This window comes from Micromonospora sp. NBC_01739 (assembly GCF_035920385.1).
Classification (GTDB): domain Bacteria; phylum Actinomycetota; class Actinomycetes; order Mycobacteriales; family Micromonosporaceae; genus Micromonospora.
On the sequence record NZ_CP109151.1, the window covers coordinates 1,999,204 to 2,012,694 of the forward strand.

The window sequence follows — 13,491 nt, forward strand, 5'->3', positions numbered from 1 at the left end:
GTCAGCCGACGACCGGGCTGCGCCGTTCCAGCAGCACCACGTCGCGCCAGCGGCCGTGGTGGCGGGCCACCCGCTCACGGACCCCGACGACCCGGAAGCCGGCCCGACGGTGCAGGGCCAGGCTGGCGGTGTTCTCCGGGAAGACCGCGGATTGGATCGTCCAGATGCCGGCCGCCTCGGTCGAGGCGATCAGCCCGTCGAGCAGCAGCCGGGCCACTCCCCGCCCCTGTGCCGCCGGGTCCACGTAGACGGAGTGTTCCACCACCCCGGCGTACACCTGCCGGGTAGAGGTGGGTGACACCGCGATCCAGCCGAGCAGGGTGCCGCCGGAGTCGACCGCCACCAGGCGGTGGGCCGGCAGCCGCCCGGCGTCGAAGGCGGCCCAACTGGGGGCAAGGGTCTCGAAGCTGGCCTGTCCACCGTCCAGCCCCGCCTGGTAGATCGCCAGCACCCGGTCGGCGTCGGCGGCCGTCATCGGCCGCAGCACCACCTCGGCCATCGGCCTCACCCCGTTCGCCCCGTACCTGCTCAGGGGCGGTTTTCGGCACCCCGGCCCGCCGAAGATCGCGCGCCGGGGCCCACCGTACTCCGACATTCCGCCGGGTCGACCGCCGGCCCGCTCCAGAGGGCTTCTCCGGAGCGGACCGGTCGGGGTCAGTGGTTGGTGAGGTGGTCCTGCACCGCGTCGGCCGCTCCGGTGACACCACCGTTGGCCCGTACCTCGGCGCAGACCTGGGCCAGGCGGTCCCGCACGGAGGCATCGGCGGCTACCGCGTCGACCGCCGCCCGCAGGGTCTCGGGGGTGACCTCCTCGGCGGGCAGCAGCCGACCCAGGCCGGCGTCGACCAGCTGTTGCGCGTTGGCGAACTGGTCGACCGCCTGCGGGACCGCGACCGTGGGCACCCCGAACCAGAGGGCCTCCGTGCAGCCCCCCATGCCGGCGTGGGTGACGAAGGCCGAGGCGTGGGCCAGCACCACCAGCTGCGGCACCCGGCGATGCACCTCGACATTGCCGGGCAGTGGCCCCAGGTCCGCCGGGTCCACCTTGTCCCCCAGGGCGATCACCACCTGCCACGGCGAGTCGGCGAACCCCTCCAGGCAGGCCCGGTAGACCGGCAACTGGTCGTTGTACGCCGTACCGAAGGAGACCAGCAGGACCGGCCGCCCGTCGGCCGGTGGGGTCCACCCCGGCTCGGCTAGCCGGGCCGGGTCCAGACACGGGCCGACGAACCGGACCGTGTCCGGGACCCGGTCGGCGTTCGGTTGCATCACCCGGGGAATGAGCGACAGCACCCGCTCGGGGAACGTGACGAAGGTACGCGAATCCGCGGGGATGCCGTGCTCGGCCAGCCAGGCGTCGAAGGTGGCGTAGTAGTCCCGCCCGGAGTCCGAGGAGGTCAGCGCGGTGAAGAAGTCCGCCATGTCCTGCTGGTAGCCGGTCCAGGCGACCATCGTCGGTGACAGTTGCACCGCCGGCACCCCGTACCGGTGGCCCAGCAGTGGGCCGGGCAGCCCGCCGATGTCGTAGAGCACCAGGTCCGGCCGGTCCGTGTCGTAGCGGGCGGTCAGTCGGGGCAGCACCGCCATGCCCTCGTCGAGGAACACCCGCATGGCCGTGGCCGGGTCCTCCGGCCACGGGGTGTCGCCTTGGGGCAGGATCGTCGGGTGGGCGATCGGCTCGGCCCCGGTAGAGGCGACCAGGTCGGTCAGGGGTTCGCCGACCGCGTAGGTCACCCGGTGACCCCGGTCGACCAGTTCGCGGATCAGCGCCAAGGAGGGGTAGATGTGGCTGGGCGCGGTGGCGCCGACCATGGCGATATGAGCTGGCTTACGCATTGGAAAAAGGTCCTGTCGAGTCGGAGAGACGGTGTCATCCGAGGGAGGCGACGCGGACCGGGCCCGGGCCACTCGCCGGGGCGAGGGCGTCGTCGGGCCGAGGAAGGCGCCGGTCGAGGCACGACCGGCGTCAGGCGTCGCCTCAGGCGGAACGCAGGCGCATGAATGCGATGATCATGAGTACGACCGTAGTGGCACCGGGCCGGGTCGGTCAACCCGGTTGACGCCGGCGGGTCTTGTCGGCCGGGCACCGGCGGCGGTACCTTCCGGCGATAGGCACCGACTCCTGTGCCGCCACCCCGACCGGTCGGCACCTGCTCTGGTATCGGCGGCCCGCCGTGGACTGGCAGTCCCAGGCCCTGCCGATCGGCAACGGTCGCCTCGGTGCCATGATCTTCGGCCGGCCCGACCACGAGCGGATCCAGTTCAACGAGCAGAGCCTGTGGGGCGGGGTAGCGGACTACGACAACGCCCTGGCCGGGCAGCCCGACGAGGTCTTCGACCCGAGCATGACCGGGTTCGGCTGCTACCTGGCCTTCGGCGACCTGCACCTGCGCTTCCACCCCCAGCCGGACATCGGCTACCGCCGGGATCTGGACCTGGAATCCGGCCTGCACACCACCCGCTTCGGCGCACCCGGTCAGAGGGTGCGGCGGGAGGCCTTCGCCAGTCGCGGCGCCGACCTGCTGGTCCTGCACTACACCGCCGAGCGGCCCGGGGCCCTGGACTGCGACATCACGCTGACCAGCGCCCAGGAGGCACCCACGACCGCCCACGCCGGGACCATCGCCTTTCGCGGTGTGCTGGGCAACGGGCTGCGGTACGCCGCCGCCGTCCGGGTGGCGGCCACCGACGGGCAGGTCACCGCCGAGGGCCACCACCTGCGGGTACGCTCGGCCACCCGGTTGACCCTGCTGCTGGACGCCCGTACGGACTACCGGCTGGACGCCGCCGCGCGGTGGCGGGGGGCAGATCCGGAGCCGGTGGTACGCGCCACCCTGGACCGGGCCGCCGGGCAACCTCATGCCGTGCTCCGCGCGGCCCATGTGGCGCAGGCCCGGTCGACAGCCGACCGGGTACGGGTGCACTGGGGGGCCAGCCCCGACGAGGTCACCGCCCTGCCGACGGACCAGCGGCTGGCCCGCTACCGGGCGGGCGACGCCGACCCCGAACTGGAGCAGACCATGTTCGTGTTCGGCCGGTACCTGCTGCACAGCTCCTCCCGACCCGGCGGGCTGCCCGCCAATCTGCAAGGGCTGTGGAACGACAGCAATCAGCCGGCCTGGGCGGCGGACTACCACACCAACATCAATGTCCAGATGAACTACTGGTGTGCCGAGACCACCGACCTGGGCGACAGCCACCGGGCGCTCGTGGAGTTCATCCGGCAGGTGGCCGTACCCAGCCGGGTGGCCACCCGCAACGCCTTCGGCGCCCGGACCCGGGGCTGGACGGCCCGCACCAGCCAGAGCATCTTCGGTGGCAACTCATGGGAGTGGAACACCGTGGCCAGCGCCTGGTACGCCCAGCACCTCTACGAGCACTGGGCCTTCAACCAGGACCTCGGATACCTGCGGGACACCGCCTATCCGCTGATCAAGGAGATCTGCGGCTTCTGGACCGACCGGCTGGTCGACGACGGCACCGGCCACCTCCTCGCCCCGCAAGGATGGTCGCCGGAGCACGGCCCCCGTGAGGACGGGGTGCCGTACGACCACCAGATCATCTGGGACCTGTTCCAGAACTACCTGGACTGCGCCGCCGCCCTGGAGGTCGACGCCGAGTTCCAGGCCACGGTCGCCGACCGGCAGGCCCGGCTGGCACCGCACCAGATCGGGCGGTGGGGTCAGCTTCAGGAGTGGCGGGCGGACCGCGACGACCCGCACGACCGGCACCGCCACACCTCCCACCTGTTCGGGGTGTACCCGGGCCGCCAGATCACCCCCGCCGGTACCCCGGAACTCGCCGCCGCGGCCCTGGTGTCCCTGCGGGCCCGCTGCGGCCGAAGCGACGGCGGCCCGGTCAGCGACGACACCGTCACCGGCGACAGCCGCCGGTCCTGGACCTGGCCCTGGCGGGTGGCGATCTTCGCCCGGCTGGGCCAGGCGCAGCCGGCCTGGTCCATGCTCCGGGGTCTGCTGCGGCACAACACCCTGGACAACCTGCTCTGCACCCACCCCCCGATGCAGGTCGACGGCAACCTGGGCATCACCGCGGCGATCGCGGAGATGCTGCTGCAGAGCCACGAGGGCGTCATCCACCTGCTGCCCGCCCTGCCGCCGCACTGGGCCGACGGCAGCTTCGCGGGGCTGCGGGCCCGGGGCGGCTACCGGGTCGACTGTGTGTGGCGGGCCGGTCGGGTCACCGACTTCACGATCACCGCCGATCGCACCCGGCGCCGGGCCCCGGTGCGTGTTTGCATCGAGGGCCGGGAACTGCTCGTCGAGCCGCGCTGACCGGCTCAGGAGGAGAGCAGACCCTCGGCCACCAGGTCTACCCAGAGGGCGTCCGGCACCGGCCTGGTGAGCAGGTCGGCGTTGCGTCTCACCTGCTCGGCACTCGTGGCCCCGACGACCAGAGTGGCCACCGCCGGATGCCGGGCCACGAAGGCCATCGCCGCCTGCGGCAGGCTCACCCCGTGCCGTCGGCAGGTCGCGGCGATGCGTACCGCCCGGTTGTGGATCGGCGGCGGCACCGGACGGTAGTCGTACATCCGGCCGGGTTGTTCGGTGGCCAGCACCCCGCTGTTGAAGACCCCGGCGGCGAGCACGGACACCCCCCGTTCCTCGCAGGCCGGCAGCAGATGGTCCTGCGCGGACTGGTCCAGCAGGGTGTACCGCCCGGCCAGCATGACGGTGTCGATGTCGGTCTCCCGGACGAACCGGTGCAGCATCCGCCACTGGTTCATTCCGACGCCGATGGCACCCACCACCCCCTGGGCCCGCAGCTCGTGCAACGCCGGGTACGCCTGCTCGACCGCCTGCCGCCAGTGCTCATCCGGGTCGTGCAGCAGCACCACATCGATATGGTCCAGGCCCAGCCGGTCCAGACTGGACTCCAGAGACCGGCGCACCCCCTCGGCGCTGAAGTCCCACTGCCGGACATGGTCGGCCGGGACGTCGAAGCCGCCCTCCTCATCGCGCAGGTGGGCGGTCTGTGGCGAGGGCACCAGCAACCGACCGACCTTCGTGGACACCGTGTACCCGGCACGGGGCCGGTCGGCCAGGGCGGCTCCCAGCCGACGTTCGGCCAGGCCGAGGCCGTAGTGCGGGGCGGTGTCGAAGTAGCGGACGCCCACCTGCCAGGCCGCCTCCACGGTGCGGAGGGCGGTCTCCTCGTCCACGGCCCGGTACAGGTTGCCGATCCCGGAGGACCCGAAGCCGAGCTGACTGACCGTTACCTGCGTACTGCCCAGCCGCCTCATGAGGTCTCGATTCACCGGTGGGGGTGGTTGTCGGTGGATCCCGCCGGGCGCAGCCGCAGGCCGTGCATTCCGCCGTCGACCGCGAGCACCGTCCCGGTGGTGGCGGCGGCCGAGGGACCGGCCAGGTAGGCCACCGCCGCCGCCACCTCGACCGGGGTGACCAGCCGCCCGAGGGGTTGGCGGACGCGCAGGGCCGCGTACTCGGCGGCGGGATCGGCGGCGGCGTCGACCAGTCGGCGTACCCAGGGGGTGTCTACCGTGCCGGGGTTGACGCAGTTGACCCGGATGCCCTCGGCTAGGTGGTCGGCGGCCATGGCCAGGGTCAGGGCCTGCACCGCGCCCTTGGTGGCGCTGTAGAGGGCCCGGCCGGGCAGGCCGGCGGTCGCCGCGATCGAGCAGATGTTGACGATCGCGGCGGCCGAGGAGACCCGCAGGTACGGCAAAGCTGCCCGGGTGACCCGGACCAGGCAGGCCACGGCGGCACCCCGCGCGGCCAGCAGCTCGGCGGTCGCCAGGCCGATGCCCGATCCTCCGCCGGTCACCACGGCGGCCAGCCCGGTGAACTCCCCGCTCACGCGGTGCCGACCGGCTGGCGTTGCCGACCGAGCCCGTCGATCTCCATCTCGATCACCTCACCGCCGCGCAGGTACGGCTTGGGGTCGGGCATCCCCAGGGCGACCCCCGCCGGGGTGCCGGTGTTGATCACATCGCCCGGTTCCAACACCATGAACTGGCTGACATAGTGGATGATCTCGGCCACCCCGAAGATCATGTTCTTGGTGTTGCCGTCCTGGCGCAGGATGCCGTTGACACTGCACCTCAGGCCCAGCTGCTGCGGGTCGGGCACCTCGTCCGGAGTGACCAGCCAGGGTCCGAGAGGGTTGAAGGTCTCGCAGGACTTGCCCTTGTCCCACTGGCCGCCGCGTTCCAGCTGGAACTCGCGTTCGGAGAGGTCGTTGGCGATCGTGTACCCCGCGACGCAGGCCAGGGCCTCGGCCGGGCTCGTCAGGTAGCGGGCGGTGCGGCCGATCACGACGGCGAGTTCGACCTCCCAGTCGGTCTTGCGGCTGCCCCGGGGTACCAGCACCTGGTCGTTCGGGCCGACCACGGTGTACGACGCCTTCAGGAACAGGACCGGCTCGGCCGGTGGTCTCGCACCGATCTCGGCGGCATGATCGAAGTAGTTCAACCCGACGCAGACGACCTTGCCGGGTCGGGCGACCGGGGCCCCGATGCGGACCGTGGGATCAACCTGCGGAAGGCTGCCGCCCTGCACCGCCGCACGTACCTCCTCGATGCCGTCGCCGTCGAGGAAGGCCCCGTCGATGTCGGACACCAGGCCGGACAGGTCGACCAGCCGACCGGCCGGGTCCAGCGCGGCGGGCCGTTCCCGCCCGAGGGCTCCCACTCGAAGTAGCTTCACGGCACACCCTTCGGCCAGACATCGGATCTATCCGCCTGGTTCTATCCGCATCGATGAGTAAACGGCAAGGCCCAGCCGCAAACGAACGGCGAAGCCGCGTCCGTTGCGAGGGTGCGTCACGACCCGGCGGGTCTGAGGTCGAGAATGCTCCGCCCGGTGGTCAGGTGGTGGCGCGTTCGGCGGCTTCGATGGCGGCGTCGGTGACCCAGCGCATGCCGACCAGCAGGGCCAGGGCCAGTACGCCCATGATGACGAAGACCGCCCGCAGGCCGAACAGCTCGGCCAGCCCGCCCCCGACCAACGCTCCCACCGGCATGCTCCCCCAGGCCAGCAGCCGGTATCCGCTGTTGACCCGCCCGAGCAGGCGGTCCGGGGTGATCCGCTGGCGCAGCGAGACCGTGATGACGCTCCAGGCGGTGAGCAGGATCCCGCCGACGAAGAAGATTCCGCCGAGGACGAACGGGTTGGTGCTCAGCGCCGGAGCGCCCACGACGACCGCGATCGCGACCATCGCTACGCCGAGCGCGCGGGCCCGGCCGAGCAGCCGCTCGATCCTCGCGGCGACGAGTGACCCGAGCACGATGCCCCCCGCCAGGGTGGTCAGCAGGAGGCCGTAGCCCGGCTCGCTGAGCCCGATGGCCGAGTTCGGCCCGACCGCGTACAGCACCAGCACCGCGAAGGTGGCCGTGGTGGTGAGGTTGCTGACCCCGACCATCAGTGCCAGGGTCCGCAGCAGTCGGTGTCGCCAGAGGAACCGTACGCCTTCGGCGATGTCGGCGCGCAGTGTGCTCGTGCCCTGTCGCGCGACCCGGAACCGGCCGCCGACCAGCAGCAGGGCGACCACCGCGGCGGCCCAGAGCCCGGCCGGCCCGAGCATCGCGTACGCCACTGCGCCGGCGACCAGGAAGCCGGCCAGCGGCGGGCCGACGAACTGGTTGGCGGCCAGTTCGACGGCGTACAGCCGTCCGTTGGCGCGGGACAGCGCCGCTCGCGGGACGAGTTGCGGCAGGATCGACTGGGCGGAGGTGTCGTACAGGGTCTCGGCGACGCCCGCGCCGAAGGCCACCAGGTAGAGCAGCCAGATCGAGCCGGCGTCGAGGGCCACGGCCAGGGCCAGCGCCCCGAGCAGGGCCGCCCGCAGGCTGTTGGCGGCCACCATCACCCGCCGCCGGTCGAGCCGGTCGACGAGCGCGCCGGCCGGGAGGGCGAACAGCAGCCACGGCAGGCTGAACGCGGCAGCCACCCCGGCGACCAGCACCGGTGAGGTCGTGTACCCGACGGCGACCAACGGCAGAGCCACCTTGACGACCCCGTCGGCCAGGTTGGACACCGCCGATGCCCACCACAGCCGCCAGTACCGGCCGCCCAGACCGCTCGACTCCGCACCGGTCGACTCTGAGCCGGCCGGTTGCGTGGTCGCTACTGGTTCTTCCACCCCCGTCACCGCCGAATCATCGCAGACCCCGCGCCCTCGCTCGGCCCCCGCGCGAGGTCGCCGGTGCGCGGCGACCGACCGGCCGGAGAGGACCGTGGAAAAGAGGGATCATGGATGACCGGAATTATCGATATTCACAAGCATCTTGCTCCGACCCATGGTGCGCGCCCATACTTTGGCTACACGCGAAGCAGCGGATTGGCACGAATTGCACCGTTGGTACGGCGAGGTGGACGGACACCAGGCTCCGTAGGGCAGCACCTCGCGCATCGCGACGCCGGTCCTCGTCCTCGGTCCACGCTTGCCGTGGCCCGGTCCGGCGCGCTGTCGTAGTCCATGGAGGTGGACGTGAAACGAACCGTAGCGGCGCTGGGATCCCTGGCTGCCGCGTCCCTTCTCGCCGTGACGGGCGTGCTCTTCGCCCCGTCACCGGCCTCCGCCGCGTCCCTGGTCGAGGTGACCAACTTCGGCACCAACCCGGGCAACATGCGGATGCACATCTATGTGCCGGACGTCCGGCCCGCCAATCCCGCCGTCGTGGTCGCCATGCACGGCTGCGGCGGCAACGGCCCCGGGTTCTACTCCGGCAGTGAGTTCGGCCGCCTCGCCGACCAGTACGGCTTCGTGGTCATCTACCCCACCGCCACCCAGCAGGCCGGCTTCGGCAACTGCTTCGACGTGTGGTCCGCCGCCTCGAAGGTGCGCAACGGTGGCAGTGACCCCGTGTCGATCATGTCGATGGTCAGCTACGCCCAGCGCCAGTACGGCGGCGACCCGCAGCGGGTGTACGCCACCGGCAGCTCGTCGGGCGGCATGATGACCCAGGCCCTGATGGCGCTCTACCCGGACGTCTACAAGGCCGGCGCGGCGTTCATGGGGGTGCCGTTCAACTGCTTCGCCAACGCCGCGGACTTCCCGCCCACCAACAGCCAGTGCGTCAACGGCCGGATGGACCGGACCCCGCAGCAGTGGGGTGACGCGGTCCGGCAGGCGTACTCCGGCTACACCGGGCCTCGCCCTCGGGTGCAGCTGTGGCACGGCACCAACGACAACCTGATCCCCTTCCAGCTCCTTCAGGAGTCGGTGGAGCAGTGGACCAACGTGGCCGGGCTGAGCCAGAACCCGACCCGCACGGACACCCCGCAGGCGAACTGGAACCGGCGTCAGTTCGCCGACTCCACCGGCACGGTGCGGGTGGAGGCGTACGCCATCCAGGGTGCCGGGCACAGCCTGCCCTCGACCGGCATGGCCCGGGCCGCGATCGACTTCTTCGGCCTGACCAGCAGCACCCCGCCGCCCACCACCCCGCCGCCGACGACTCCCCCGCCGACGACTCCGCCGCCCACCACTCCCCCGCCGACCACGCCGCCGCCCACCACTCCGCCGCCGACGACCCCGCCGCCGGGTGCCACCTCCTGCCGGGTGCAGTGGACGGCCGACACCTGGAACAACGGCCTGGTCGCCAACCTCACCGTCACCAACACCAGCCCGGTCGCGATCAACGGCTGGACGGTGCAGTGGACCTCGGCCAGCGGCCAGCAGGTGACAAACGCCTGGAACGCCACGATCACCCAGACCGGCAACCAGGTGACCGCCCGCAATGTCGGTTACAACGCCACCATCGGGGCCAACCAGAGCATCACCTTCGGTTTCCAGGCCACCCACACCGGCACCAGCACCCCGCCGGACCGCTTCACCCTGAACGGGGCAGCCTGTAGCTGACCCCTCGACCAGATCGGTGCCCCGGCCGTCATCGGCCGGGGCACCGGCGCTCCTCCCCGACCATCTGGCACAGGGCGTACCGCTCAGGGTGTCGTCGCGTCGACCGGCGGCAGGTCGATCGGGATGCCGGTCAGGCATTCGCTTCGCGCCCACAGCTGTTGTGCCACCCCGACGTCGAGGGCCCGGGCGCTGCGGGTCGCGCGCACCGGCGGGCCGACGTTCTCCGCCCGGTGCGCCGGGCCCCAGTAGCTGCCGCCCTCGGCCTCCGGGTCGGTGGCGGCGCGCAGGATCGGCAGGGCCCCCTCGGCCAACGGCATCGCCAGGTACCGGCCGATGCCGTTGACGATCGTGACGAGCCGGTCCCGCCCCTGACTCGGCCCGGTGTAGGTCCACCCAGGATGGGCGGCGGTGACCCGCAACGACGATCCGACCCCGGTCAGCCGTCGGTGCAGCTCCAGGGTGAACAGCAGCATCGCCAGCTTGCTCTGCCCGTAGGCGGCGAACCGGGCGTAGCGCCGCCGCTGCCAGTTCAGGTCGTCCAGGTCGATCCGCCCGGTGCGGTGCGCGTTGCTGGCCACGTTGACGATCCGGGCCTGCCCGGTGGCGAGCAGCAGGGGCAGCAGCCGGCCGGTGAGCGCGAAATGACCCAGGTAGTTGGTGCCGAACTGAAGTTCGAAGCCCTGCCGGGTACGCCGCAACGGCGGATACATCACCCCGGCGTTGTTGACCAGCAGGTCCAGCCGGTCGTGCTCGGCCCGGTAGGCGGTGGCGAAGGCGGCCACCGAGTCCAGGTCGGCCAGATCGAGGCGACGGCAGTGCACCTCGCCGTGCGGGTGCCGGGCGCGGATCGTCTCGGCCGCGGCCTCACCCTTGCCGCGATCCCGGCAGGCGAGCACCACCCGCGCACCCTTGCCGGCCAACGCTCGCGCCGTCTCCAGGCCGAGCCCGCTGTTGGCCCCGGTGACGATCACCGTGCGCCCCCGCTGGTCGGGAATGTCGTCGTACGCCCAGTGGGTCATCTGTCGCTCCTCGGTTCGCGCGGGGCCCGGCCGGCGCGACCAGGTCGGGCTCGTCAGGGCGACCGGTGCGGTCCGCCGGCGGGATGGCCGCCGGCGGACCGCTCGGGGTCAGCCGATGGTGCAGAGGGTGCCGTTGAGCCGGAAGGCCGTCGGTACGACGTTCGGTCCGCTGTACTCGCCGACGAAGCCGACAGTGGTCGAGGCCCCGGCGGAGAGCCGACGGTTGTCGTCGTTGTTGGTCACCCGCACGGTGTCGCCGACCTGTTCCCAGGTGGCGCTCCATCCGCTGCCGACCCGCTGCCAGGAGGTGGGCCAGGTCCAGGTCAGGGTCCACCCGTCGATGGTGTGCTCGCTGTCGTTGACGATGTCGACGTTGGCCACGTAGCCGTTGCCCCAGTCCGTGGTGCTGGCGAAACGGACGGTGCAGCCGCTGGTAGCCGGGCTGCCGGTGGTGAAGGTCAGCGGCGGCGAGGACCAGGAGACCCGTCCGGCGGTGTCGCGGGTCAGCACGTTGACGGTGTACCTGCGCCCCGGGACGAGGTTGCCGACGGTCAGGCTGGTCCCGGAGGTCTCGCCGAGCTGCTCACTGACCGCACCGTTCTGCCGGTGCACCTCGTACTTGGCGATCGGGGCGGCCCCGGCGGTGGCGGCCGGCCAGGTGATCGTCACCTCCCGGTCGGTGACGCCGGTAGCGGTGGGCTGGCCGGGGGCGCCGGGGGCCCCGGTGACCGCGGTCGCCGGCCGCACCACCAGGGTGGTCAGCGAGTACGGCGGCAGGGTACGGCTGGTCGCCTCGCCGCTGCGGGCGGTGGTGACCTCGGTGGCCCCGTTGGTGTGGGTGTGCACCGTCGGCGCCCCGCCGGCCGGGACGAACCCGGCGTAGTCGATGGTGACCGGGTGGGCGTTGTCCGGGTCCTTGTTGATCAGCAGGACCGCCACCTCCCCGTTGGCCCGCCGCACCGCGTGCGCGCTGACCAGCGGCTGGTCGGTCTCAGCCCGGATGAACTGGTCACCGCTGCGGGCGAACCGGCTCATCATGGTCAACCCGTGGTAGGCCGCGAAGGGGGTGTTGACCGGGGGTTCGCAGACCGAGCCGTCCGGGGTGCAGGTGCCGCTGGAGAGCAAACCGAAGTCGCCGTAGTCGGTCTGCCCCGCCACCGTGCTCACCCGGCCGATGCCGTTGTGCACGTTCCACCAGTGCACCGTGAACACCCCGTTGGCGAGCAGACCGCTGTAGGCGTCGGCCAGGAACAGGGCGGCCGGTTGGCTGGTCATGCCCTCGGAGGTGACATTGACCTCGGTGAGGCTGATCCCGATGCGGCCGGGGTTCGGGCCGGCGTACCGGGTGATCTGCTGGCGCAGCAGGTACACCGCGTCGTTGATGTGGCTGGTCCGGGGCAGCGACTCGGCGGGGCTGCCACCCGGGTACCAGTGCACGTCCACGAAGTCGATCGAGGGCCCGGCGATGGACAGCACGGTCTGGTTCCACGGGCCCGGGTCGTTGCCGGCGGTCAGGCCGTCCGGCCAGTTGGCCGGCATGGTGAGCACCGCGCCGACCTTGATGGTCGGGTCCACGGCCTTCATCGCCTCGGCGTAGTCGACCACCAGGTTCGCGTAGTAGGTGGCACTCTTGTCGGGATGGTGGTCGGCCTCCCAGCCGGACCCGTAGTGACCGTTGCCGTAGTTCTCGTTGCCGACCGTCCAGTACCGCGCGCCGTAGCCCTTGGTCACGTTGGCATACCGCACCCAGTCGGCCGCCTCCTGCGGAGTGCCGGTGCCGTAGTTGGCGATGATCATCGGCTCGGCCCCGACCCGACGCGCCGCCCCCATGAAGGTGTCGAAATCGGTGCCGGGGGCCACGTAGCCGCCGGGCGCGGTGTGGTCGCGCCAGTGGTAGATGTCGGCGTACGAGCCACCCGGGTAGCGCAGCATCTGCACCCCGGCGTCGCGCAGCAGGTCCGAGGTCTCCTCGGTGGCCAGATACTGATCCCAGATGGCGTGGTTGACGCCGAGCGCGGTGTCGGGCACGGTGGCCAGCCCGGCCCGCGTATTCACCGTCACCGTCACCGGCGCGACCGCCGCGTCAGCGCTCGGGGCGGTGGCCCCGGTCAGTGCGCCGGTGGTCAGCAGCAGGCCCGCGACGAGCAGCGCGCCTCCGCGCCGGGGCAGCCGCCTCGATCGGGCGGAGGGTCGAACACCGTGCCTGTTCGGAATTCTCATGGATGTCCTTTTTCGATCACAAGCGGGAGCCGCCCGGCCGAAGCCCACGACCAGCGGCGATACGAGAACGACCAACTCACCTGCCGTCACCCGCCGCAGGCCAGAACGGCCCCGGCTGCCCATCGGATGACGGCCACTCGCGCCCGACAAACACATCGACGGATCAGAATGGCACAGCGTACGGCGATCACTCAACGCCTCTTGCCCACCCACCTTCGGGCCGAGGCCATCCCGAACACCGCGCCGGGGATCCACCTGCACCGGGACATCCGGCGAAGGCGAGCCTCCCGCACGGGAGCGGGGTATGAGAGCCGGCCGTTTCCCCATCTGGCCCGCACCGGCGATTCGCTGACCGAGTCCCGACCGGTCGGGACAGTCACCTCGGCTTTGGGTGCATTTGTTGCTGCCCTGG

At 71.7% G+C, this 13,491-nt stretch carries 10 protein-coding genes; 2 read left to right on the forward strand and 8 right to left on the reverse strand.

Annotated elements, in window-relative coordinates; translation table 11 throughout:
* Position 1 precedes the first annotated feature (1 nt).
* Positions 2-499: a GNAT family N-acetyltransferase gene (locus OIE53_RS08940; RefSeq protein WP_327026123.1), complete on the reverse strand. Its 498-nt coding sequence runs from the start codon at positions 497-499 to the stop codon at positions 2-4.
* A 155-nt stretch (positions 500-654) separates the two neighbouring features.
* Positions 655-1,836: a macrolide family glycosyltransferase gene (locus OIE53_RS08945; protein WP_327026124.1), complete on the reverse strand. Its 1,182-nt coding sequence runs from the start codon at positions 1,834-1,836 to the stop codon at positions 655-657.
* A gap of 236 nt (positions 1,837-2,072) precedes the next feature.
* On the opposite strand from OIE53_RS08945, the gene OIE53_RS08950 reads away from it, so the two are divergent.
* Positions 2,073-4,292: a glycoside hydrolase family 95 protein gene (locus tag OIE53_RS08950; RefSeq protein WP_327026125.1), complete on the forward strand. Its 2,220-nt coding sequence runs from the start codon at positions 2,073-2,075 to the stop codon at positions 4,290-4,292.
* Positions 4,293-4,297: 5 nt separating this feature from the next.
* Here the strand turns inward: OIE53_RS08950 and OIE53_RS08955 are convergent, their stop codons facing one another.
* From OIE53_RS08955 to OIE53_RS08970, 4 genes are all read right to left on the reverse strand, one after another.
* On the reverse strand, positions 4,298-5,260 hold the full coding sequence (locus OIE53_RS08955) for an aldo/keto reductase (RefSeq protein WP_327026126.1): 963 nt from the start codon (positions 5,258-5,260) through the stop codon (positions 4,298-4,300).
* Between the two features lie 11 nt (positions 5,261-5,271).
* Positions 5,272-5,835, reverse strand: a complete 564-nt coding sequence (locus tag OIE53_RS08960; RefSeq protein ID WP_327026127.1) for an SDR family NAD(P)-dependent oxidoreductase — start codon at positions 5,833-5,835, stop codon at positions 5,272-5,274.
* The gene (locus OIE53_RS08965; RefSeq protein ID WP_327026128.1) at positions 5,832-6,683 is read right to left on the reverse strand and encodes a fumarylacetoacetate hydrolase family protein; all 852 of its coding nucleotides are present in this window, start codon (positions 6,681-6,683) and stop codon (positions 5,832-5,834) included. Before OIE53_RS08965 ends, OIE53_RS08960 begins: the two co-directional genes overlap by 4 nt.
* Positions 6,684-6,843: 160 nt before the next feature.
* The gene (locus OIE53_RS08970; protein ID WP_327026129.1) at positions 6,844-8,118 is read right to left on the reverse strand and encodes an MFS transporter; all 1,275 of its coding nucleotides are present in this window, start codon (positions 8,116-8,118) and stop codon (positions 6,844-6,846) included.
* 336 nt (positions 8,119-8,454) lie between these two features.
* Between OIE53_RS08970 and OIE53_RS08975 the strand changes: the two genes are divergently transcribed.
* On the forward strand, positions 8,455-9,840 hold the full coding sequence (locus tag OIE53_RS08975; protein ID WP_327026130.1) for an extracellular catalytic domain type 1 short-chain-length polyhydroxyalkanoate depolymerase: 1,386 nt from the start codon (positions 8,455-8,457) through the stop codon (positions 9,838-9,840).
* 83 nt (positions 9,841-9,923) lie between these two features.
* Here OIE53_RS08975 and OIE53_RS08980 read toward each other — a convergent pair whose 3' ends face one another.
* Positions 9,924-10,859, reverse strand: a complete 936-nt coding sequence (locus OIE53_RS08980; protein WP_327026131.1) for an oxidoreductase — start codon at positions 10,857-10,859, stop codon at positions 9,924-9,926.
* Between the two features lie 108 nt (positions 10,860-10,967).
* Positions 10,968-13,079, reverse strand: a complete 2,112-nt coding sequence (locus OIE53_RS08985) for a cellulose binding domain-containing protein (protein ID WP_327026132.1) — start codon at positions 13,077-13,079, stop codon at positions 10,968-10,970.
* Positions 13,080-13,491 lie beyond the last annotated feature (412 nt).

Excerpts from the sequence above, each read along its gene's own strand:
- OIE53_RS08940 (WP_327026123.1), bottom strand. The coding sequence starts at position 499 with ATGGCCGAGGTGGTGCTGCGGCCGATGACGGCCGCCGACGCCGACCGG.
- OIE53_RS08945 (WP_327026124.1), bottom strand. The coding sequence starts at position 1,836 with ATGCGTAAGCCAGCTCATATCGCCATGGTCGGCGCCACCGCGCCCAGC.
- OIE53_RS08955 (WP_327026126.1), bottom strand. The coding sequence starts at position 5,260 with ATGAGGCGGCTGGGCAGTACGCAGGTAACGGTCAGTCAGCTCGGCTTC.
- OIE53_RS08975 (WP_327026130.1), top strand. The coding sequence starts at position 8,455 with ATGGAGGTGGACGTGAAACGAACCGTAGCGGCGCTGGGATCCCTGGCT.
- OIE53_RS08980 (WP_327026131.1), bottom strand. The coding sequence starts at position 10,859 with ATGACCCACTGGGCGTACGACGACATTCCCGACCAGCGGGGGCGCACG.
- OIE53_RS08985 (WP_327026132.1), bottom strand. The coding sequence starts at position 13,079 with ATGAGAATTCCGAACAGGCACGGTGTTCGACCCTCCGCCCGATCGAGG.